19 protein-coding genes are annotated in these 22,199 nt (G+C 69.9%); 5 read left to right on the top strand and 14 right to left on the bottom strand.

Translation table 11 applies throughout. The annotated features are described in order from the left end of the window. Positions 1–18 precede the first annotated feature (18 nt). The 5 genes from ABD770_RS11700 to ABD770_RS11680 form a co-directional block, all read right to left on the bottom strand. Positions 19–1,803, bottom strand: a complete 1,785-nt coding sequence (locus ABD770_RS11700; RefSeq protein WP_344819736.1) for a peptidoglycan D,D-transpeptidase FtsI family protein — start codon at positions 1,801–1,803, stop codon at positions 19–21. Between the two features lie 25 nt (positions 1,804–1,828). Next, positions 1,829–2,386: a cell division protein FtsL gene (gene ftsL / locus ABD770_RS11695; RefSeq protein ID WP_344819735.1), complete on the bottom strand. Its 558-nt coding sequence runs from the start codon at positions 2,384–2,386 to the stop codon at positions 1,829–1,831. Further along, complete coding sequence (gene rsmH, locus ABD770_RS11690; protein WP_344819734.1) at positions 2,383–3,321, bottom strand: 16S rRNA (cytosine(1402)-N(4))-methyltransferase RsmH; 939 nt, start codon at positions 3,319–3,321, stop codon at positions 2,383–2,385. The genes ftsL and rsmH overlap by 4 nt, the downstream gene beginning before the upstream one ends. Before the next feature lie 96 nt (positions 3,322–3,417). Beyond that, entirely contained in the window at positions 3,418–3,849 is a 432-nt protein-coding gene (mraZ, locus tag ABD770_RS11685; RefSeq protein ID WP_344819733.1) for a division/cell wall cluster transcriptional repressor MraZ, read from the bottom strand. A gap of 283 nt (positions 3,850–4,132) precedes the next feature. Further along, positions 4,133–4,522: a DUF3040 domain-containing protein gene (locus ABD770_RS11680; protein WP_344819732.1), complete on the bottom strand. Its 390-nt coding sequence runs from the start codon at positions 4,520–4,522 to the stop codon at positions 4,133–4,135. A 95-nt stretch (positions 4,523–4,617) separates the two neighbouring features. Here ABD770_RS11680 and ABD770_RS11675 point away from each other — a divergent pair, with 95 nt between their 5' ends. Further along, entirely contained in the window at positions 4,618–5,691 is a 1,074-nt protein-coding gene (locus tag ABD770_RS11675) for a polyprenyl synthetase family protein (protein ID WP_344819731.1), read from the top strand. Between the two features lie 14 nt (positions 5,692–5,705). Here the strand turns inward: ABD770_RS11675 and ABD770_RS11670 are convergent, their stop codons facing one another. Further along, the gene (locus tag ABD770_RS11670) at positions 5,706–6,050 is read right to left on the bottom strand and encodes an Rv2175c family DNA-binding protein (protein ID WP_344819730.1); all 345 of its coding nucleotides are present in this window, start codon (positions 6,048–6,050) and stop codon (positions 5,706–5,708) included. 150 nt (positions 6,051–6,200) lie between these two features. Here ABD770_RS11670 and ABD770_RS11665 point away from each other — a divergent pair, with 150 nt between their 5' ends. After that, positions 6,201–7,352, top strand: a complete 1,152-nt coding sequence (locus ABD770_RS11665) for a muramidase family protein (RefSeq protein ID WP_344819729.1) — start codon at positions 6,201–6,203, stop codon at positions 7,350–7,352. 79 nt (positions 7,353–7,431) lie between these two features. Beyond that, on the top strand, positions 7,432–9,372 hold the full coding sequence (pknB, locus tag ABD770_RS11660) for a Stk1 family PASTA domain-containing Ser/Thr kinase (protein WP_344819728.1): 1,941 nt from the start codon (positions 7,432–7,434) through the stop codon (positions 9,370–9,372). A 33-nt stretch (positions 9,373–9,405) separates the two neighbouring features. Here the strand turns inward: pknB and ABD770_RS11655 are convergent, their stop codons facing one another. Together ABD770_RS11655 and ABD770_RS11650 are read right to left on the bottom strand one after the other, a co-directional pair. Further along, positions 9,406–10,743 (bottom strand): class II 3-deoxy-7-phosphoheptulonate synthase, encoded by a 1,338-nt coding sequence (locus tag ABD770_RS11655; RefSeq protein ID WP_344819727.1) that lies wholly within the window; start codon positions 10,741–10,743, stop codon positions 9,406–9,408. 57 nt (positions 10,744–10,800) lie between these two features. Further along, the gene (locus ABD770_RS11650) at positions 10,801–11,496 is read right to left on the bottom strand and encodes a lysophospholipid acyltransferase family protein (RefSeq protein ID WP_344819726.1); all 696 of its coding nucleotides are present in this window, start codon (positions 11,494–11,496) and stop codon (positions 10,801–10,803) included. A gap of 118 nt (positions 11,497–11,614) precedes the next feature. Here ABD770_RS11650 and ABD770_RS11645 point away from each other — a divergent pair, with 118 nt between their 5' ends. Then, positions 11,615–13,441, top strand: a complete 1,827-nt coding sequence (locus ABD770_RS11645) for an AMP-dependent synthetase/ligase (protein WP_344819725.1) — start codon at positions 11,615–11,617, stop codon at positions 13,439–13,441. Between the two features lie 42 nt (positions 13,442–13,483). Here ABD770_RS11645 and ABD770_RS11640 read toward each other — a convergent pair whose 3' ends face one another. The 3 genes from ABD770_RS11640 to ABD770_RS11630 are packed head-to-tail and all read right to left on the bottom strand — an operon-like array spanning position 13,484 to position 19,364. Continuing rightward, positions 13,484–13,975 (bottom strand): peptide deformylase, encoded by a 492-nt coding sequence (locus tag ABD770_RS11640; protein ID WP_344819724.1) that lies wholly within the window; start codon positions 13,973–13,975, stop codon positions 13,484–13,486. Further along, positions 13,975–15,912 (bottom strand): nucleotide-binding protein, encoded by a 1,938-nt coding sequence (locus ABD770_RS11635; protein ID WP_344819723.1) that lies wholly within the window; start codon positions 15,910–15,912, stop codon positions 13,975–13,977. Before ABD770_RS11635 ends, ABD770_RS11640 begins: the two co-directional genes overlap by 1 nt. Before the next feature lie 44 nt (positions 15,913–15,956). Further along, positions 15,957–19,364: a pyruvate carboxylase gene (locus tag ABD770_RS11630; RefSeq protein ID WP_344819722.1), complete on the bottom strand. Its 3,408-nt coding sequence runs from the start codon at positions 19,362–19,364 to the stop codon at positions 15,957–15,959. 92 nt (positions 19,365–19,456) lie between these two features. Between ABD770_RS11630 and ABD770_RS11625 the strand changes: the two genes are divergently transcribed. Next, a complete protein-coding gene (locus tag ABD770_RS11625; RefSeq protein WP_344819721.1) occupies positions 19,457–20,269 on the top strand; it encodes a ParA family protein in 813 nt (270 codons plus the stop codon). A 42-nt stretch (positions 20,270–20,311) separates the two neighbouring features. Here the strand turns inward: ABD770_RS11625 and ABD770_RS11620 are convergent, their stop codons facing one another. From ABD770_RS11620 to ABD770_RS11610, 3 genes are all read right to left on the bottom strand, one after another. Then, entirely contained in the window at positions 20,312–20,857 is a 546-nt protein-coding gene (locus tag ABD770_RS11620; protein ID WP_344819720.1) for a MerR family transcriptional regulator, read from the bottom strand. A 101-nt stretch (positions 20,858–20,958) separates the two neighbouring features. Continuing rightward, complete coding sequence (ftsR, locus tag ABD770_RS11615) at positions 20,959–21,648, bottom strand: transcriptional regulator FtsR (protein ID WP_344819719.1); 690 nt, start codon at positions 21,646–21,648, stop codon at positions 20,959–20,961. Continuing rightward, positions 21,648–22,112 carry an FHA domain-containing protein gene (locus ABD770_RS11610; RefSeq protein WP_425562766.1) on the bottom strand — a complete coding sequence of 155 codons (465 nt, stop codon included), beginning with the start codon at positions 22,110–22,112 and terminating at the stop codon, positions 21,648–21,650. Before ABD770_RS11610 ends, ftsR begins: the two co-directional genes overlap by 1 nt. Between the last annotated feature and the right edge of the window lie 87 nt (positions 22,113–22,199).

Genomic DNA, 22,199 nt, shown 5'->3' with positions numbered 1-22,199 from the left:
TGCGCGGCGGAACGCCGGCTAGTTGAACTTGGGAAGCAGCTCGCCCATCGGCTTCGAGGACGGTGGCACGCGATAGGTCTTCATGACCTGGGTCACCGCCTGCTGGAACGCGACGGCGGTTGCGGCGGAGCTTCTCATCTTAGTCGGCTCGTCCAGCGTCACGACGACGACGTACTGCGGGTCCTCGATCGGGGCGATGCCGACCATGTTGGTGAAGTACACGCCCTTCTTGTACCCGCCGTGCCCGTCGGGCTTCTCCCCCGTCCCGGTCTTCATGCCGATCCGGTATCCGGGAACCTTGACGGCTCTGGCGTTCGAGCTCTGCACGGCGACGTTCTCCAGCATCCGGCGCACATCGGCCGCGGTCTCCGACTTGATGATGCGTCTGCTCTCGGGCGCGGCGGCCTCGTGCACGGTGCCGTCGGCGTCGGTGCAGGACTCGACCAGGGACAGGTCGATCTTCCTGCCGTCGTTGGCGATGGCCTGGTAGGCGCCGGCGATCTGCACGGGCGTGACGGTGAAGTGCTGGCCGAAGGTGGTGGTGTACAGCGACTGGTTGTCCCACTTGGCGGAGTCCTCGAGGATCCCGGCGGCCTCGCTGTGGAAGTCGACGGCGGTGGGACTTCCGACCCCGAAGCTCCGCAGGTACTCCTCGCGCGTGCCGGGGTCGACTCTGCTGCCGAACATCGACAGCGAGACGTTCGAGGAGTCGATCATGGCTCCGGCGAGGGTGTACTCGTAGACCGGATGCGGGGCGGCGTCGTTGATGACCGCCCCGTTGGGGAAGACCATGTGCGCGGGGGCGGTCACATGCGACAGCGGCGTCGCCTTGCCCTGATCGATGACGGTCGCGGCGGTGATGGCCTTGAACGTCGACCCCGGCTCGTAGGCATCGGAGAAGACGTGCGAGCGCCAGAACTCCTGTGGCACGGTGTCGACGTCGTTGGGGTCGACGGAGGGGTACTCCGCCGCGGCGCGGATCTTCCCGGTCTTCACCTCGACGACGGTGACGCTGCCCGCCCGCGCGCCCTGGCGCTGCGCCTCCTCGGCGATCATCTGCTGCAGGTACCAGTTCAGATCCGCATCGATGGTCAGCCGCACCGTGCCGCCGTCCACGGCGGGGACGGTGCGCTCGCTGCCGGGGACCCGCACACCGCCCTGGCCGCGCCGGTACGTCGTCGAGCCGTTCTTGGCCGCCAGGCAGGACTGGTCCATCCGCTCGATGCCGTACTGCGGTTCGCCCGCCCCGTTGAGGAAGCCGACGAGGTTGCCCGCCACGGCGCCGTCGGGATACACCCGGATGGCCCGGGAGGCGTTGTGCAGGTAGGCCAGACGCAGGTCCCGCAGCTGCAGGTACTGCTCCGTGGACAGTCCGTTCTTCAGCTTGGCGTACCGGCTGTTCGGGTTCTTCTCCAGTGCCGCCGCCACGATGCCCCGCACCTCGTCTCCGGTCATCCCGACGATCCCGGCGATCTTCTCGCTGGCCTGGTCCCAGGACAGCTCGGGCTTCTTCCTCGGATCGGTCTCGGTCTCGTACTGGTGGATGAGCTTCGGATCCAGCTGAGCGTCGTACACGAAGGCGTCCGAGGCCAGCACCGTGCCCTCGGCATCGACGATGTCACCGCGCGCACCGGGGATGGTGGTGGAGCTGCTGAGCTTGCCGAGGGAGTCGGCGACGTGGTCGTCGGCCTGCACCACCTGGATGTCGATCAGACGCAGGATGAAGGCGGACAGCACCGCGAGGATCACGGCGAGCGCGACGACCGTGCGCCGTCGTGTCCCGCGTGTTGCGCGTGTCGTCATGCGGCGGTCTCCATCCTGAACGGGTCTAACGGGTGGTCGGTGAGGGCAGGCCGTCGGTGAGGACGGGCGGCCGGTCGGGGTCCTCCTGAGTCGCCGTCTCCTCCGGTGCCTCCGCGGGCGTCTCGCTCGGCGGCGGTGCGAGCAGCGCGTTGCCGACTCTCGTCGAGCCGTTGGGCGTGACGGTGGAGATCCACCCCGTACCGGCGCGGTCACCGAGCACGGTGGCGTCGCTCAGGCGCAGGTAGGAGGGCGAACCGACGACGACGAGCCCCATGGCATCCGCTTTCGCAGCCAGGGCCTGCGGCGAGCTCACGCCCGCCAGTTCGTCCTCCAGCGCCTGCTTCTGCAGGGTGAGTTCGTGCTGCTGCACGTTGAGCCCGGCGAGGACGAACGCGTCCTGCGTGGAGGCCAGGGAGATCGCCATCTGGGCGGCGCCGATGGCCAGGGCGCCGCCGACGGCCAGCACGGCTCCGGCGAGCCTGGGGCGCCGTCTGGCGACGCGCCCGGTGACGGCCCGAAGCCGTCGCTCCGGCTTCCGTGCCGGTTCGACCCGCTGCGGTGCGAGGGCGTCGAGCACGCTCATGTCGTCTCCCTGAGCTTCTGCGCTGCGCGCAGGCGGGCGGGGATGGCGCGCGGGTTGCGTGCGCGTTCCTCCTCGCCCGCCGTCTCCGCCCCCCGGGTGAGCATGCGGAACCGCGGCGCATGCTCCGGAAGCTCGACGGGGAGCCCGGCGGGCGCGGTGGAGGCGGATGCGGAGGCGAAGGCCTGCTTGACGAGGCGGTCCTCCAGCGACTGGTACGCCAGGATCACGATGCGACCGCCGACGGCCAGCGCGTCCATCGCGGAGGGGATGGCGTCGGCGAGCACGCTCAGCTCGGAGTTGACCTCGATGCGCAGCGCCTGGAAGACGCGTTTGGCCGGATGCCCCGCCCTCTGCGCCGCGGCGGGGGTGGCCGCGATGAGCAGATCGACGAGCTCCCCGGAGCGCAGGAGCGGACGCTCCTGCCGTGCCTCGACGATGAAGCGGGCGTAGCGGCCGGCGAGCTTCTCCTCGCCGTAGCGCTCGAAGATCCTGCGCAGCCGACCCTCGCTGTACTCGGCGAGGATCGCGGCGGCGGTGCGCCCCTTGGTCTGGTCCATGCGCATGTCCAGTGGCGCGTCCTGGGAGTACGCGAAGCCCCGCTCCGCCTCGTCGAGCTGCAGGGAGGAGACCCCGAGGTCGAAGAGGATCGCCGACGCGCCGTGGGCATGCAGACCGATCTCGTCGTAGACGCTGTGCACCAGCGTGATCCGGTCCGCGTACGGCGAGAGCCTCTCGCGCGCGATGTCCAGCGCGTCGGTGTCGCGATCCAGCCCGATCAGCCGGATGCCCGGGAATCGCTCCAGGAACGCCTCGGAATGCCCGCCCATGCCGAGCGTCGCGTCGACGAGCACGGCCCCGTCTGCCGCAAGAGCGGGGGCGAGCAGTTCGACGCAGCGGTCCAGCAGGACCGGCGTGTGGATGTCGCGGAGGCTCATGATCTTCTCCCGTGACCGCCGGCTCTGATTCCTCTCCGCTCGACCCGGCACCGGGGAAGTGTGTCGGGGCGGAGCGGCGAGGCATCACAGCCGTGGTCAGAACAATCCGGGAATCACCTCCTGCTCCAGCTCTGCGTACGACTCCTCATTGCCCTCCAGGTACGCGTTCCACGCGGCGGCGTCCCAGATCTCTGCGTGCGCGCCGACACCCGTGACGACCAGCTCCTTCTGCAACCCCGCGTACTGGCGCAGATGACCGGGAATCGTGATCCGGTTCTGACTGTCGGGCATCTCGGCGCTGGCGCCGGAGAGGAACATGCGTAGGAAGTCCCTGGCCTGCTTGTTGCTCAGCGGAGCCTGCCGGATGCGTTCGTGCATGGCCTCGAACTCGGCGGTGCTGAACACGTACAGGCAACGCTCCTGCCCTCTGGTGACGACGATGCCGCCGGCGAGATCCTCACGGAACTTCGCGGGGAGGATGACTCGGCCCTTGTCGTCCAGCTTGGGCGTGTGCGTCCCCAACAGCATCGGCCATCACCCCCTCTGCATCCGGCCAATCCGAGGTTTGCACCACTTTACTCCACTTCTCTCCACTTTTATATGATCAATCGGCACCATTCACGGGATCCTCACGGATTGAACGCGAAAACCCCCGCAATCACGCGGATCGCGGGGGTGGAGGCCAGTGGAGGAGAAGTGGAGGACGGGTGGAGGGCGGGTGGCGAAGGACCGCTCTCGACGCTCCGACGACGGCTGGAGACGCGAGGAGCCCGGATGCTCAGCATCCGGGCTCCTCGGAGAAGAAGTCGAGTCAGCGCTCGTCCTGCCGCCGATCCCACCGATCGTTCATGCGCTCCATGAAGGAGGCGTCGCGCTGACGGTCGGGACGCGGTCCCGCACCGGGGCGGACTCCGGAGGACGCACGTCGAACGGGAGTGAAGGCGACGATGGCCCCGCCGAGCATCGCGACGAACGCGATGACGCCGATCACGATGCTGCCGATCTGCCCGATGCCGCCGCTGGCGACGACCGCGGCCACCAGCCCTCCCACGCCGGCAAGCAGCAGCAGGGCGCCGTAGACCAGGTTCCGGTAGCTGAGCGCACGGTCCCCGGACGGCGCGCTCACCACATCCGCGTCATGCTTCAGGAGATGGCGCTCCATCTCATCGAGCATGCGCTGCTCCTGCTCGGAAAGAGGCATGTCCAACCCCCTCGGTTCGTTCCCCCCAGTCTACCCGTGCGCAGGGCGCCCGGCTAGCCGAGCGCCGTCCGATTCCTGCATCTAGGCTGGGAATCGTGCGCCCCTCCCCCGTCCCCGATGCCGTGTCCGCCCGCCTGGAGGAATTCCTCGGCAGGATCCGTGCGGAAGGCGATGGCTACGGTACGGACGCCGCCCTGTTCCTGGACGCCGCAGGAGCAGCCCTCTCCGGCGGGAAACGCCTGCGCGCGCGGTTCTGCCACGCGGGCTGGCTGGCCGCGTCGCCCGCGTCCGACGACCTCTCCGCGCTCTGGGGGCTGTGCGCGGCGCTGGAGATCTTCCAGTCCGCGGCGCTCGTGCACGACGACCTCATCGACAACTCCGACACCCGACGCGGACGCCCCGCCGCGCACCGCGCGCTGGAGAGCGCCCACCGCACGGCGGGCTGGCACGGCGACGCCGAATCGTTCGGACGATCCGCTGCGATCCTGCTGGGAGACCTGCTGGTGGCGTGGAGCGACGATCTCCTCGAGGAATCGCTGCGGGGACACCCGCACGCGGCCGCCACCCGCGCGGAGTACGCGCGCATGCGCCGGGACGTCACGATCGGACAGCTGCTGGACATCACCGAGGAGTCGGCGTGGAGCGTCAACGAGCCCGCCGTGCTGCTCGAGCGCGCACTGCGCGTCGCATCACTGAAGTCCGCCGGGTACAGCGTCATCGAGCCGCTGCTGCTGGGGGCATCGCTGGCGGGGGCGGATGCGGGGCTGCTGTCCTCACTGCGCGCCATCGGCCACCCCGTGGGCATGGCGTTCCAGCTGCGCGATGATCTGCTCGGCGTCTTCGGAGATCCCCTCGTGACGGGCAAGCCCGCCGGCGACGATCTCCGCGAGGGCAAGCGCACCGCTCTCATCGCCCTCGCCCGTGAGCGCCTCTCGTCAGCCGACCGGGCCGGGCTCGATCGGGCCCTGGGAGACCCCGACCTGTCGCCCTCCGATGTTCGTGCGCTGCAGACGCTCATCGACGGCACCGGGGCGGTGGCGCAGATCGAGGAGATGATCGCCGAGTACGGCGCACGGGCCGAGCAGGCACTGGCATCCGCCGCGGTCGACGCCGAGGCGGCGGCGACGCTTCGCGAGCTGGCAGAGGCCGCGATCGCGCGCTCGGCGTAGGCGCCGCGCAGATCTCAGGCGAGTGTGCGGGCGATGCTGCGCACGGCGCTCTTGTGACCGTCCCGCAGGGCGGCGATGGGGCTGCGACCGAGCGAATCCTCCTGCGCCAACAGCCAGTCGATGACCTCGTCGTCGTCGAACCCGGCATCCTGGAGCGCGATGATCGTCCCGCGCAGCGATGGCAGCGGCCTGCCGTCGACGAGGAAGAGGGAGGGCACCGCGAAGGCGCCGTCCCGGCGCGAGCCGACCAGATAATGCTCGTCGAGCAGTCGGCGCACACGCCCGGGAGTCTCGCCGAGCGCCTCGGCGAGCTCGGGGAGGGTCAGCCAGTCGGTCGGTTCAGGGGCGTTCTCAGACACCTCACCACTATCTCATCCCGTCGATACGGGTGTTCACGGCGAGGATTCGTCTTGATGGCAACTCTGGACCCTCCAGTCACACCAGCCACTTCTGTTGACAACTCTTTACTTCCGTGTCAGCGTGTCCTCAGGAAGGACAGGGAGATCCTCATGCACAATCGCTCGGCCCGCGCCCGGTCGCTCCGCCTCGGAGCGCCTGCCGCCGTGATCGGAACCCTCGCCGCCGTCCTCACCGCAGTGCCCACGGAGGCCGAGGAGCCCGTCCGCTCCGCCCCCGCCTCGGTCGGCGCGCACGAGGCCCGCGCCGCTCGGCCGGCCGCCCCGCGCGCCGCCGTGTCGCGACCGGCGTCGACTGTCTCCGACTACGTGGTGCGTCCGGGAGACACCGTGTCCGGCATCGCCATCCGGCACGGGCTGCGCCCGGCCGATGTGCTCGGCTGGAACGGTCTGGGCTGGCGCTCGGTGATCCACCCGGGCCAGACGCTGCGACTGGTCCCCGGCGCTGCGCCGGCGGCAGCGGCAGCGACGTCTCCTGCCCCGCCGGCCGCGACCGTGCACACCGTGGCGCCCGGCGACACCGTGTACGCGATCGCACGCAGGTACGGCACCACCGTCGACGCCGTCATCACCGCGAACGGGCTCGGCGACTCGGCGCTCATCCATCCCGGCCAGCACCTGCGGGTGCCCGGCGCGACGACGGCGGGACCCGCCCCCACCGCGGCTCCCGCCGCGCAGACCCACAGGGTCGTCGCCGGAGACACGCTGTTCGGGATCGCGAGGAAGCACGGCACGAGCGTGGCCGTGCTGATGCAGGCGAACGGACTCCGCGACGGGAGCATCATCTATCCGGGTCAGACCCTGCGACTCTCCCCCGCGTCCACGCAGCGCAGGGCCGTCCTGGACGCCACCCAGCGCGGGCACGCCCAGCACATCATCCGCGTCGGGCGCGAACTCGGCGTACCGGACCGCGGGATCGCCATCGCGCTGGCGACGGCCATGGTGGAGTCCTCGCTGCGCAACCTCGACCACGGCGACCGCGATTCCCTCGGCCTGTTCCAGCAGCGGCCGAGCCAGGGATGGGGGACGCCCGCGCAGATCATGGACGCCGACCGCAGCATCCGGGTGTTCTACGGCGGTGGGCACGACCCCAACGGCGCAGCCAGCCGCGGCCTGCTCGACGTGACCGGATGGCAGCACATGCCGTTCACGCAGGCCGCACAGACCGTGCAGGTGTCGGCGTACCCGGAGCGCTACGGCCAGTGGGAGCAGCAGGCGACCGAGTGGGTCGCCGCGCTGGGATGACCGTGTCGTCAGCGGATCGAAACGTCCCGCAGGTGAGCCGCTGCCGCAGCCTCGCGCGCGTTCTTCATAGACTCTTCCCGTGAGCACTCCGCCGGCAGACCCCCTCATCGGGCGGCTCGTCGACGGCCGGTACCGGGTGCGCGCGCGCATCGCGCGCGGCGGCATGGCGACGGTGTATGTCGCCACCGACATGCGTCTGGAGCGCCGTATCGCGCTCAAGGTCATGCACGCCCATCTCAGCGACGACTCGGCGTTCCAGAGCCGGTTCATCCAGGAGGCGCGCTCGGCCGCCCGCCTGGCCGACCCGCATGTGGTCAACGTGTTCGACCAGGGGCAGGACGGCGACCTCGCCTATCTCGTGATGGAGTACCTCCCCGGCATCACGCTGCGCGAGCTCATGCGCGAGCAGAAGCGCCTGACGGTGCAGCAGACCGTCACGATCATGGACGCCATCCTGTCCGGCCTGTCCGCGGCGCACCGCGCGGGCATCGTGCACCGCGATGTGAAGCCCGAGAACGTGCTGCTGGCCGAGGACGGGCGCATCAAGATCGGCGACTTCGGGCTGGCGCGCGCCACCACGGCCAACACCGCCACGGGCGCGCAGCTGATGGGGACGATCGCGTACCTCGCACCGGAGCTGGTCACCCGCGGGACGGCAGACGCGCGCAGCGACATCTACGCGCTGGGGATCATGCTGTACGAGATGCTCGTCGGCGAGCAGCCGTACCAGGGCGAGCAGCCCATGCAGATCGCCTTCCAGCACGCCACCGAGCAGGTGCCCCGCCCGAGCGTGCGCAACCCCGGCGTGCCCGCGGCGCTGGACGAGCTGGTGCTGTGGGCGACCGAGAAGTCGCCCGACGAGCGTCCGCTGAACGCGCAGGCGATGCTCGACCGGCTCCGCGAGATCGAACAGGAGCTGGGAATCACCCCCATCCGGACCTCCGCGCACTCCGCCTCCCGCGAGCACGACTCCGGCGCGGTGACCAAGATCCTGCCCGGGACGGCCGTCATCGCCGGTCCCGTCGCACCGGCCGAGACGGAGACCGACAACGGAGCCCGGCTGAGACGCCGCTCCGCACGCCGCCGCGCACGCGGAGCCCTGCTGCTGTCGATCGTGCTGCTGCTGGCCGTCTCAGCCGGCGGCGTCGGGTGGTGGTTCGGCTCCGGACCCGGGTCTCTCATCACGGTGCCGCCCGTGGCGGGGCTGACACTGGCCGATGCGCAGAACGCGATCACGGATGCCGGCCTGCATCCGGAGACGATGGAGAAGCCGTCGATCGACATCGACGCGGGTGATGTGATCGACTCCGACCCGGGCGCGGGCGAACGCGTCGAGAAGGAGAGCGCCGTCACGCTCATCGTCTCCTCCGGCCCCGCCCGACACACCATCGGCAAGCTCAGCGGCTCCACCGAGGATGAGGTTCGCCGCACGCTGGTCGCCAACGGCGTCAACGTCGACGATGACGTCGAGCGCTACTTCGCCTCTCTCGAGCGCGGCCTCGTGCTGAACGTGCGGATCACTCCCCGAGCCGGGGGCGAGCCCTACGGATGCGGTGACGGCTGCGATCTCTTCGAGGACGACGACGCCCTCATCCAGATCTCCCTCGGCGAGGTCCCGAACGTCGTCGGCAAGACCGTGGACGACGCCGTGAAGGAGCTGCAGGACGTCGAGCTGAAGGTCGACGGCAATCGTCCGGAGGAGTGGAGTGACACCGCCGCGAAGGGCACCGTCATCGCGCAGACCACGGAGCGTCCCGGTGGTGGCAGCTGGCGCCCCGGCGACACCGTGACGCTGACGGTCTCGAAGGGCCCGCAGCTGTTCGCCGTTCCCGACGTCGCCGGGCTGACGCGTGACGATGCGGTGAAGAAGCTGAAGGATGCGGGCTTCTCCGCGACGTACGCGCCGTTCTGGAGCGGTGTCCCGAACGCCCTCACGCAGGCCAAGAGCACCGACCCGGAGAGCGGATCGATGCGTCGCCGGGGAACCGAGATCTACATCGTGCTCAATGTGAGCGGCTGATTCCCGCCGCCGGCCGCCCGGCGAGTCCCGACGCTAGCGCTTCTCGAGCTCCTCTGCCACGAGGAAGGCCAGCTCGAGGCTCTGCATGTGGTTCAACCGCGGGTCGCACAGGCTCTCGTAGCGCGTGGCGAGGGAGGCCTCGTCGATGTGCTCCGAGCCGCCCAGGCACTCCGTGACGTCGTCGCCGGTGAGCTCCACGTGGATGCCGCCGGGGAAGGTCCCCGCCGCGCGGTGCGCCTCGAAGAAGCCGCGCACCTCGTCGATCACATCGTCGAAGCGACGGGTCTTGTACCCCGTCGAGGTCGTGATGCCGTTGCCGTGCATGGGGTCGGTGACCCACAGCGGCGTGGCCCCCGAGTCCCGCACGGCCTCCAGCAGCGGGGGCAGGGCGTCCCGGATCCTGCCCGCACCCATCCGCGTGATGAAGGTGAGACGCCCGGGCTCGCGCTCCGGGTCGAGCCTGTCGATGAGGGCGAGCGCCGTGTCGGGTGTCGTGGTCGGCCCGAGCTTGACGCCGATGGGGTTGCGGATGCGGGAGAAGTAGTCCACGTGCGCGTCGTCGAGGCCTCTGGTGCGCTCCCCGATCCACAGGAAGTGCGCGGACGTGTTGTACGGGGTCCCGGTGCGCGAGTCGATGCGCGTCATCGGCCGCTCGTAGTCCATGAGCAGGCCCTCGTGACCGGTGAAGAACTCCACCCGTTTGAGCTCCTCGAAGTCGGCACCCGCCGCCTCCATGAACTTGATCGCGCGATCGATCTCCGCCGCCATGCGCTCGTAGCGCTGATTGGCCGGGTTCTGCGCGAAGCCGCGGTTCCAGGAGTGCACCTCGCGCAGGTCGGCGAACCCGCCCTGCGTGAAGGCGCGGATGAGGTTCAGCGTCGACGACGCCATGTGGTAGCCCTGCAGCAGGCGGCCGGCGTCGGGCTGCCGGGAGGCCGCGGTGAAGTCGTACCCGTTGACGATGTCGCCGCGGTAGGCGGGCAGGGTGACATCCCCGCGGGTCTCCGTGTCGCTGGAGCGCGGCTTGGCGAACTGGCCCGCCATGCGCCCCATCTTGACCACCGGCATCGATGCGCCGTAGGTGAGCACGACGGCCATCTGCAGCACGGTCTTGATGCGGTTGCGGATCTGATCGGCCGTGGCCCCGGCGAACGTCTCCGCGCAGTCTCCGCCCTGCAGCAGGAAGGCGTGCCCGGACGCCGCTCGCGCCAGGCGGGCGCGAAGGTCGTCGACCTCGCCCGCGAACACCAGCGGTGGCAGCGACGCGATCTGCGCGGACACCTCGGCCACCCGCTCGCCGTCCGGCCACTGCGGCTGCTGCTTGATGGGAAGGGAGCGCCACGCGTCGAGTTCAGGGTGCGAGGGATGCATCCACCCAGCTTAGTGTCCGCGCGTCGGCGCCGATCCCGCCGTGACGGGCGGGGCCGCTCAGCGGCGGACGGCGGACTTGGGCAGTCGATCCTTCACCGTGGACGCGTACACGTCGTCGTACTCCTGCTCACCCAGGCGCTGCAGTGCGATCATGATCTCGTCCGTGACGGAGCGCAGGATGTAGCGGTCGTTCTCCATGCCCGCGTACCGGGAGAAGTCCAGCGGCTCCCCGATGACCACGCCGACCCGCATGACGTTCGGGATGCGCGTGCCGATCGGCATCACGGCATCCGTGTCCACCATGACGACGGGGACGACCGGCACCTTGGCCTCCAGTGCCATCCTCGCGAGCCCCGTCCTTCCCCGGTACAGCTTGCCGTCGGGGCTGCGGGTGCCCTCCGGGTAGATGCCCAGCAGGTCTCCACGGCCCAGGATCTGCAGCCCCGTGTTCAGGGAGGCCTCGGACGCCTTGCCGCCGGACCGGTCGATGGGGATCTGACCGGTCGCCTTCATGAAGACCTTGGTCGCCCAGCCCTTCAGCCCGCGGCCGGTGAAGTAGTCGCTCTTGGCGAGGAACGACATGGGCCGGTCGATCAGCAGCGGCAGGAAGATCGAGTCGGCGAAGGAGAGGTGATTGCTCGCCAGGATGGCCGGGCCGGAGGCGGGGACGTTGTCGCGCCCCACGATCCAGGGTCGGAAGACCGCCTTGACCAGCGGTCCGATCACGACGTACTTCATCAGCCAGTAGAACATCGTCTGGAAGTCTAGCGCCGCCCCCTCTCGAGCGACCGGGTGTCTGGTGGGATGCGACCGGGTCCCATGTCTTAGACTCGGGACTGTCACCCGTCCATCCGGTACCGAAGGAGCTGCCGTGGTCCAGTTCGAAGTTCCCGCCCTCGTCCCCGCCGACCCCCAGGCCAACACTTCTGATCTGCTCGCCATCCGCGTGCAGCAGACCCCGGACCTCGCTCTGTTCTCCGTTCCCGAGGGGGACGGCTGGCGCGACGTCACGGCCAAGGACTTCGAGACGGCGGTGATCGCCCTCGCGAAGGGCTTCACCGCCGCGGGCATCCAGCCCGGTGAGAAGGTCGGCTTCCTCGCGAGCACCACCTACGAGTGGACGCTCGTCGACTTCGCCCTCTTCTACGCCGGCGCGGTGATGGTGCCCATCTACGAGACCAGCTCCCCCTCGCAGATCCAATGGATCATGGAGGACTCCGGTGCCATCGCGCTCATCGTGGAGTCGCCCGAGCATTTCGCCCGCGTGGACGAGGTGCGCGGCGACCTGCCTCTGCTGCGCGAGGTGTGGCAGATGCACCTCGGCGCCATCGACACTCTCACCGCCCAGGGCGCCGACGTGGAGGATGCCGAGATCGAGCGCCGCCGCAGGATCGCGGTGGGCTCCGACATCGCGACCCTCATCTACACCTCGGGCTCGACGGGCCGCCCCAAGGGCTGCGTGCTCACGCACAGCAACTTCGTGGAGCTGTCCCGCAACTCCGCCAAGGCGCTGGAGGAGGTCGTCACGATGCCGGGCGCGTCGACCCTGCTGTTCATCACCACCGCGCACGTGTTCGCACGGTTCATCTCCGTCCTCGGCATCCACGCGGGCGTGCGGACGGGCCACCAGCCCGACACGAAGCAGCTGCTGCCCGCTCTCGGCTCCTTCAAGCCCACCTTCCTCCTGGCCGTTCCCCGCGTGTTCGAGAAGGTCTACAACTCCGCGGAGCAGAAGGCCGAGGCCGGAGGCAGGGGCAAGATCTTCCGCGCCGCGGCGGCCGTCGCCGTCGAGCGCTCCACCCTCCTCGAACAGGGCAGGAAGGTGCCGCTCGGGCTGCGGGTGAAGTTCGCGCTGTTCGACAAGCTCGTCTACGGCAAGCTGCGTGAAGCGATGGGAGGCAACGTCAAGTACGCCGTCTCCGGCTCCGCGCCTCTGGGCGCGCGCCTGGGCCATTTCTTCCACAGTCTCGGCGTGGTGATCCTGGAGGGCTACGGGCTCACCGAGACCACCGCCCCCGCGACGGTGAACCTCGCCGACAAGTCCAAGATCGGCACGGTCGGTCCCGCCCTTCCCGGCGTCGGCCTCCGGCTCGCCGACGACGGCGAGATCGAGATCAGGGGCATCAACGTCTTCAAGGAGTACTGGAACAACCCGGAGGCGACGGCGGCGGCCTTCGACGACGGATGGTTCCGCACGGGCGACCTGGGCACCTTCGACTCCGAGGGGTTCCTCACGATCACCGGCCGCAAGAAGGAGATCATCGTGACGGCGGGAGGCAAGAACGTCTCCCCCGCTCAGCTGGAGGATCCGATCCGCTCCAACCCGATCGTCGGCCAGGTCGTCGTGCTGGGCGATCAGAAGCCGTTCATCTCAGCGCTCATCACGCTCGACTCCGAGATGCTGCCGACGTGGCTGACCAACAACGGCCTCCCCGGGGACATGTCGCTGGCCGAGGCCAGCACGAACGCGGCGGTCCGCGAGGAGGTGCAGCGCGCCATCGACCGGGCGAACAAGACGGTCTCGCGCGCCGAGTCCATCCGCAAGTTCACGATCCTCCCCGTCGAGTGGACCGAGGCCAGCGGGCATCTCACGCCGAAGCTGTCGATCAAGCGCAACGTGATCCTGCAGGACTTCGCCGACGAGATCGCCGAGATCTACGAGGCGCCCGCGCACACCACGACGACACCGCTGGGCTGACCGTCCCAGCGACGCGGCCTCGCCGCATTGCTCCGGCCCGCGTCAGAACCAGTCGCTCTCCCGCACCTGGCGCATCGCCAGCTTGCGGGTCTCGCCCTGCAGTCGGCCCAGGTACACCATGCCGTCCAGATGGTCGGTCTCGTGCTGCAGCGCCTGAGCCAGCAGCCCCTCGCCCTCCAGCACGACCGGCTCGCCGTCCAGATCGATCCCCTCCACACGAGCCCATGGATGCCGCGGCGTGTCGTGCCAGAGCCCGGGCACCGACAGGCATCCCTCGCCGACGAGCTCCGGCTCGCCGCGCACCTCGGTGAGCACGGGGTTGAGGACATAGCCGATGTCGCCGTCGATATTGTAGCTGAACGCGCGCAGCGCGACGCCGATCTGGTTCGCCGCCACTCCTGCGCGGCCGGGCAGTGCGACGGTGTCGAGGAGATCTGCGACCAGCGCGCGCACGCCGTCGTCGATGCCGTCGATGGTCGCGCACCTCTCGCGCAGCACGGGGTCGCCGTACAGCCGGATCTCACGAACGGCCATCAGGCGGCCTTCGCCCGCAGGCCCTCGACGAGCGCGGCGGCGATCTCGCGGGCGGCGAGCCGAGTCTCCGGCCGCAGGCCGGCATAGTGGATGGGTCCGCCGCCGGCGATCTGCGGATCGTACGGAATGCGCAGCACCTGTGCGGCACGCGTGGAGAAATGCGACTCGAGCTCACCGAGACGAACGAGCGGCATCCCCGGCGTGGACTGGTTCAGCACGACGATCGCATCGCGCGCGAGCTGCGCGTACCCGTTGCTCTCCAGCCATGTCAGCGTCTCGGATGCCAGGCGCGCCTCGTCCACGCTGAGGCCGGAGACGACGATGATCCGATCGGCGAGGTCCAGCGTGGCGCCCATCACCGAGTGCACGATGCCCGTGCCGGAGTCGGTGAGCACGAGCGAGTAGTACTGTGCGGCCACCGCCGCCACGTCCCGGTAGTCCGCGTCGCCGAACGCCTCCGAGACACGAGGGTCGGCATCCGACGCCAGCACGTCCAGACGCGTGTGGTCACGAGCCACGAGTGCGGAGATGTCATGGAATCCGCGGATGTCATGCTGGGCGCGCACCAGGTCGCGCACGGATCTGGTGTGGCTGCCGCCGACGCGCTCGGCGAGCGTGCCCCGGTCGGGGTTGGCGTCCACGGCGATCACGCGGTCCTCCCTGGCATCGGCCAGAGCCATTCCCAGCAGCACCGTCACCGTGGTCTTGCCGACACCGCCCTTGCGGGAGAGCACCGGCACGAACCGCGCGTCGCCGGTCATCGGTGCCGCGATCCGTGCGGTGAGCGCTTTGCGCTCGCGCGCCCTGCGCCCGTCACCGATGTTGATCCTGCCGCGCGAGAGCGTGTACAGCAGGTGACTCCACGCGCCCTCCGGCTCGGGCCGCGAGAGGCGGGACGGGTCGAGCAGCCGGTCAGCGGTGAGGAGGTCGGCGCTCTCCCTGCCCGAGTCGCCCAGATCGTCGAGTCGCTTGGCGGTGAGCGTCAGCTCCGAGGCCGCTCGCACCGGCGCGGGCGTCGGGTGGTCGGCGTCGGTCGCGGGGCGGCCAGCGGAAGCGGCGTCCTCGGTGTGCACGGGGCTGTTCTCCTCTTCGATGCCCGTCGTGACGGGCCGTGCTTCGTTCCTCGGGTCGGGTCGGGTCGGGGACATGGCCTCGCGGAGCGAGGCCTTGGTAGCGGCGACCACGGATTCCAGCTGCGCGAGCTCCGACCCCTCGGGAGGGTTCTCGTCGCTCGTGGGCTCAGGACCGGCATCCGTGCGCGCTGCGGCGGCCGATGCGACGGCCGACACCGGCTCCGCGGCCTCCCGCGACCCGACGACGGCGGTCGGCACCGCGCCGTCGTCCGACTTTCGTGCGGCGTCCGCCCCAGGGCGTGCGTCCGCCTTCCGCTGCGCGGACTCCCCTGCGGACGCCTTCGCCCTCGCCTTCGTCGCCGGCTTCCTCGTCGGTCTCGACGTCGCCGTCGGCCTGCCACCCGCCGAGGACGTCGACCCGGCCGACGTCGGCACCGCATCGGTCGCGGGGACCACCTCCGCGTCCACGATGGCGGACGGGGCCGGGTCCACGGAGCGGGCACTCTCCGTCATGGGTGCGGTCTCCGGCTCGACCTCGATGACGGGTTCCGGCTCAGCCGGGGCCGCCTGCGGCAGATCCTCCGCCGGCAGCTCGATGACGATCTCCGGCGTCTCCCGGCTGATCCGGGCGACCGTGTCCTCGTCGGCGACCGCCGAGGTGTCGATGATGAGGTCGGCGACGACCTCGCCGCCGACCACTTCGTCGTCCACGAGATCGTCGTCCTCACCGCCCGTCGGCAGCGTCACGCTGACCTGCTCGGTGCTGCCGAGCGGTCCGATCGGGATGGTGTCCGACGACGCGGTGTCATCGAGCACGCCCAGCGAATCATCCCCCTCGGGGTCCACGGTGTTCTTCGGCGTCACGAATCCAGCTCCCAGCTCCGGCGCACACATGCGCCCGCCCAAGATTAGTGCTCGGGACGGATGACGACCAAAAGATCACCGGCCTCGACCTGCTGGGTCGCACCGATCGCAAGGCGCTCCACGACGCCCCCGACGGGTGTCGTGATGGTCGCCTCCATCTTCATCGCCTCGATGGAGGCGACGGCCTCGCCCGCCTCGACGGCGGCCCCCTCCTCGACCTTCAGAGTCACCGCGCCGGAGAACGGAGCAGCGACGTGCCCGGGCCTGGAGGCGTCGGCCTTCTCCGCCTCGTGCACCTCGACGGTGACCGACCTGTCGCGCACCGACACCGGGCGCAGCTGCCCGTTCAGCGTGGTCATCACGGTGCGCATGCCCTTCGGATCGACTTCGCCGATGGCCTCGAGACCGACGTACAGCCGCACGCCGCGCTCCATCTCCACGGCATGCTCGGCGCCGGGGACCAGCCCGTACAGGTAGTCGGCGGTGTCCAGCACCGACAGATCACCGTACTCCTCACGGCGCTGACGGAAGGCCCTGGTCGGAGCGGGGAACAGCAGCTCGTCGAGCATGCCGCGCCGTTCCTGCGACGTACCGTCGAGCGCCTCCTGCTGCGCGGCCGTGATCGGGGTGATGCCGGCCTTCGCGCCGCGTCCGGCGAGCACCTTGCTGCGGAACGGCTCGGGCCACCCACCGGGCAGATCGCCCAGTTCGCCGGCCATGAACGCCACGACGGAGTCGGGGATGTCGTAGTGATCGGGGTTGGCCTCGAAGTCCGCCGGATCCGCCTTCACGGCTGCCAGGTGCAGGGCGAGATCGCCGACCACCTTCGAGGACGGGGTCACCTTGGGCACTCGGCCGAGGATGGCATCCGCCGCGGCGTACATGTCCTCGATGAGCTCGAAGTCGGAGGACAGGCCCAGGGCGATCGCCTGCTGACGCAGATTCGACAGCTGCCCACCGGGGATCTCGTGGTGGTACACGCGGCCGGTGGGACTGGGCAGACCGGACTCGAACGGCCGGTACAGTCGGCGCACCGCCTCCCAGTACGGTTCCAGGTCGGCGACCGCCTGCAGATCGATGCCGGTGTCGCGCTCGGTGTGCGCGAGGGCGGCGACCAGAGCCGACAGCGACGGCTGGCTGGTGGTGCCCGACATCGGCGCGGAGGCCGCGTCCACGGCATCCGCTCCGGCCCCGCTCGCCGCGAGCAGGGTCGCCAGCTGACCGCCCGCCGTGTCATGGGTGTGCACGTGCACGGGCTGATCGAAGCGCTCCCGCAGCGCCGTGACGAGCTTCGCCGCCGCCGCGGGGCGCAGCAGACCCGCCATGTCCTTGATGCCGATGACATGCGCGCCGGCCGCGACGATCTGCTCCGCGAGGCGCAGGTAGTAGTCCAGGGTGTACAGGTCCTCGGCGGGGTCCAGCAGATCACCGGTGTAGCACAGCGCGGCCTCGGCCACGGCCGTGCCGGTGCCCAGCACCGCATCGATGGCGGGGCGCATCTGCGACACGTCGTTGAGGGCGTCGAAGATGCGGAAGATGTCCACTCCGGTCTCGGCGGCCTCGCGCACGAAGGCATCCGTGACGGCCGTCGGGTACGGCGTGTAGCCCACGGTGTTGCGGCCGCGCAGCAGCATCTGGATGTTGATGTTCGGCAGCGCGGCGCGCATCGCTGCCAGCCGCTCCCACGGGTCCTCGCCGAGGAAGCGGAGCGCGACGTCGTAGGTCGCGCCGCCCCAGGCCTCCACCGACAGCAGCTGCGGCGTCATGCGGGCCACGTGCGGAGCGACGGCGACGAGATCCCTCGTGCGCACGCGCGTGGCCAGCAGGGACTGGTGCGCGTCGCGGAACGTCGTCTCGGTGACGGCGAGGGCGTCCTGCGCGCGCAGCGCGGCGGCGAACCCCTCGGGGCCGAGCTCCTGAAGTCGCCGGCGGGACCCTGCGGGTGCTTCGGCACCGAGGTCGATCACCGGCAGCTTCTGCGACGGGGACGCCACGAGCGGGTTCTCGCCGTACGGCTTGTTGACCGTGACGTCGACGAGCCAGTTGAGGATCTTCGAGCCACGGTCCTTCGACACCCGTCCGCGCAGCAGCTCCGGTCGCTCGTCGATGAAGGACGTCGACAGGTCGCCCGCGGCGAAGGACGGATCGTCCAGCACCGCCTGCAGGAACGGGATGTTCGTGGCGACGCCGCGGACCCGGAACTCCGCCAGCGCCCTGCGCGCCCGCGAGACGGCGCTGTCGAAGGAGCGGCCTCGACAGATCAGCTTCGACAGCATGGAGTCGAAGTAGGGGTTGATCTGGGATCCCGCGGCTGTCGTGCCGCCGTCGAGACGGATGCCCGCGCCGCCGGGCGAGCGATAGGTCGTGATCTTGCCGGTGTCCGGTCGGAATCCCTGGGTGGGGTCCTCCGTGGTGATCCGGCACTGCAGCGCCGCGCCGTGGAGCTGGATGTCGTCCTGCTCCAGCTCGAGCTCGGCGAGGGTGGCGCCGTCGGCGATCTGCATCTGCGCGCGCACGAGGTCGACGTCGGTGACCTCCTCGGTCACGGTGTGCTCGACCTGGATGCGCGGGTTCATCTCGATGAACACGACCTGCCCCGCGCGGGGACCCTCGGTCTCCAGCAGGAACTCGACGGTCCCCGCGTTCTGGTAGCCGATCGAGCGCGCGAACGCGATCGCATGACGGTGCAGGGCGTCTCGCACGGTGTCATCGAGGTTGGGCGCGGGCGCCACCTCGACGACCTTCTGGTGGCGTCGCTGCACCGAGCAGTCCCGCTCGAACAGGTGCACGATGCCGCCCTGCCCGTCAGCGAGGATCTGCACCTCGATGTGACGAGGACGCAGCACCGCCTGCTCGAGGAACATCCGCGCGTCGCCGAAGGCCGCCCCTGCCTCGCGCATGGCCTCCGCCAGTGCGGGTGCCAGCTCCTCCTTCGTCTCCACCCGTCGCATGCCGCGGCCGCCGCCGCCGGCGACGGCCTTCGCGAACAGCGGGAAGCCGATCTCGTCGGACTGCGCCACGAGCGCGTCGATGTCGTCGGACGCCTCCGTCGAGGCCAGCACGGGCACGCCGGCCTCGATGGCGTGGCGCTTGGCCTCGACCTTGTTCCCGGCCATCTCCAGGACGTGCGCGGGCGGACCGATGAAGACGAGACCCGCGGCGGCGGCCTTCTCCGCCAGCTCCGGGTTCTCGGAGAGGAAGCCGTAGCCGGGGTAGATGGCATCCGCGCCGGCCTCGAGCGCGACCGCGATGATCCCGTCGACGTCGAGGTAGGCCTGGACGGGGTGGCCCCTCTCACCGATCTCGTACGCCTCGTCGGCCTTGAGCCGGTGCAGCGAGCCGCGATCCTCATGGGGGAAGACCGCGACGGTGCGCGCCCCCACCTCGTACGCCGCGCGGAACGCGCGGATGGCGATCTCGCCACGATTCGCTACCAGGATCTTCTGAAACATGCACACCTCTTCAGAGGTCGATGCGCGCAGACGACTGCGTGCAGGCGGGGGCTGAGTGTGCCCCCAGACTATGGCACGGTAACGTGTAGGTCGTGCACGTACTCAGCGTCAGCTCCCTCAAGGGAGGCGTGGGGAAGACGACCGTCACCCTCGGTCTCGCCTCCGCCGCCTTCGCCCGCGGCATCCGCACTCTCGTCGTCGACCTCGACCCGCAGTCGGATGTGTCCACCGGCATGGACATCCAGATCGCCGGCAGGCTGAACATCGCCGACGTGCTGGAGAACCCCAAGGAGAAGGTGGTCCGTCAGGCGATCACCACCAGCGGCTGGGCGAAAGTGCACCCCGGCACGATCGATCTGCTGATCGGCAGCCCGTCGGCGATCAACTTCGACGGCCCGCACCCCAGCGTGCGCGACGTGTGGAAGCTCGAGGAGGCGCTGGCCACCGTCGAGAGCGAGTACGACCTCGTGCTCATCGACTGCGCCCCTTCCCTGAATGCGCTCACCCGCACGGCCTGGGCCGCCAGCGACCGCGTCATGGTGGTCACCGAGCCGGGCCTGTTCTCGGTGGCGGCCGCCGATCGCGCGCTGCGCGCCATCGAGGAGATCCGCCGCGGTCTCTCCCCTCGCCTGCAGCCGCTGGGCATCGTCGTCAACCGCGTGCGCCCGCAGTCCATCGAGCACCAGTTCCGCATCAAGGAGCTGCGCGACATGTTCGGCCCGCTGGTGCTCTCGCCGCAGCTGCCGGAGCGCACCTCGCTGCAGCAGGCGCAGGGGGCCGCCAAGCCGTTGCACATCTGGCCCGGTGACTCCGCTCAGGAGCTCGCTGCCGACTTCGACCAGCTCCTGGACCGGATCGTCCGCGCGGGTCGCGTGCCGGTCCCGGAGGGCGGCGCCCAGGCGTGACGCCGTTGCGCTGAGCCGGGAAGGGCTCGGCCCCGTGGAGGATCAGGCGGTGCGCTTCCTGCGGCGGGCGGCGAGCTCGTCGATCGGGTCCGGAGCGGACTGGTCGAACTCCACGAGCGTGGTCTCCACCTCGCGCAGCACCTTCCCGACGGCGATGCCGAACACACCCTGGCCGCGGCTGACGAGGTCGATGACCTCATCGTTCGAGGTGCACAGGTAGACGGAGGCCCCGTCGCTCATGAGCGTGGTCCCGGCCAGATCGCGGATGCCGGCGGCATGCAGCTGCTCGACGGCGGTGCGGATCTGCTGCAGGGAGATCCCGGTGTCCAGCAGGCGCTTGACCAGCTTGAGGACGAGGATGTCACGGAAGCCGTACAGGCGCTGCGACCCGGATCCGGAGGCGCCGCGGATGGTGGGGACGACCAGTTCGGTGCGAGCCCAGTAGTCGAGCTGGCGATACGTGATCCCCGCCGCCCGCGCGGCGACGACGCCGCGGTACCCGACCTCGTCGTCCATGGCGGGCAGCCCGTCGGTGAAGAGGAGCTCGGTCACGAAGCGCGGTTCACCCGTCAGCTCATCCGCATTCATAACCTCTGTCCTCTCCTGAACGAATACCTCAACGCTAGAGCAGCACCCCCGGACGGGCAATCACATCCGCCTCGCACCGAAGGTGTGTCGCAACCTCTTCGTTACGAAAGCACCCGCTCCAGCGCCTGGCGCACCATGGCGCTGCGCACCTCATCGATGCAGGTGGCCAGTTCGGGGGCGAGCTCGGCCGCGCGCCCCCGCGATGCCGCATCCGTGCGCCGCAGCAGCGTGGACAGCGCCGACTCGATCAGTGCCGCCTCGCGCTCCGCACTCTGCCGCAGGCTGCGCAGATGACGGGGCTCGATGCCGTGCCGTGCCAGCGTCACGAGGCCGGAAAGCAGCGTGGACACCTGCTCCGGATACGTCTCGGATGCCGGGATGAGCCCGGCGCTGATCGCATCGTTCAGCAGCTGCGGCGTGGCTCCGGTCCGGGCCAGCAGCTCCTCCCGCCGGTGGCGACGGCCGACGGGAGTGATGGAGCGCGGCACGATGTCACTCCAGCTCTCCCCTTTCGCCTCCGCCTCGTCGAGCTGCTCGCGGATCACGCTGAGCGGCAGGTAGTGATCCCGCTGCAGGGTCAGCGCCGTGCGCAGACGCTCGACGTCGGATGCAGAGAACTTTCGGTATCCGGACTCGGTCCGCGACGGTGCGACGATGCCCTGCACCTCGAGGAAGCGCAGCTTGCTGGAGGTGAGCTGCGGGAACTGCGGAGTCAGGCGAGCGAGCACCTGACCGATGCTGAGAAGACCCGTGGGCGCCAAGCGCTCCCGGGCGGCACCCCCCGATGCCATCAGTCGTTCGCCGCAGCGAGATCGATCGGGGAGGCGAAGAAGTTCATCCGGAACTTGCCGATGCGCAGCTCGTAGCCGTTGGCCAGTTCACTGCGGTCGACGCGCTCGCCGTTGACGTACGTGCCGTTCAGGGACCGCTGGTCGATGATCTCGAACACCGCTCCCGCCCGGGTGATCTCGGCGTGACGACGCGACACCGTCACGTCGTCGAAGAAGATGTCGGCCTCGGGGTGACGGCCCACGGTCGTCACATCGGCGTCGAGCAGATAGCGCGCGCCGGCGAGGGCCCCCGCCCGCACCAGCAGCAGCGCGGAGCCGGAGGGCAGTGCTGCGATGGCGGCGCTCTCCGTCTCGGTCAGGTCCGCACCGAACGGCACGAACGAGAGGTCGGATTCGTGGCCGAACGTCTGCGTCACATCGTGCCGCACCTCGCCATCGCGGTGGATCGCGCCTCCGGCGCCGATCGTGCTGTCGTCTGTCACGGTTCTCCCTCCTCCGGTCCTTCAGCCTATCGGATGCCATCCCGTGCGCGGGAGGAGGACTTCGCCTCC

The organism is Microbacterium soli (assembly GCF_039539005.1).
Lineage (GTDB): Bacteria > Actinomycetota > Actinomycetes > Actinomycetales > Microbacteriaceae > Microbacterium > Microbacterium soli.
This window is presented reverse-complemented; position numbering and strand designations above follow the sequence as displayed.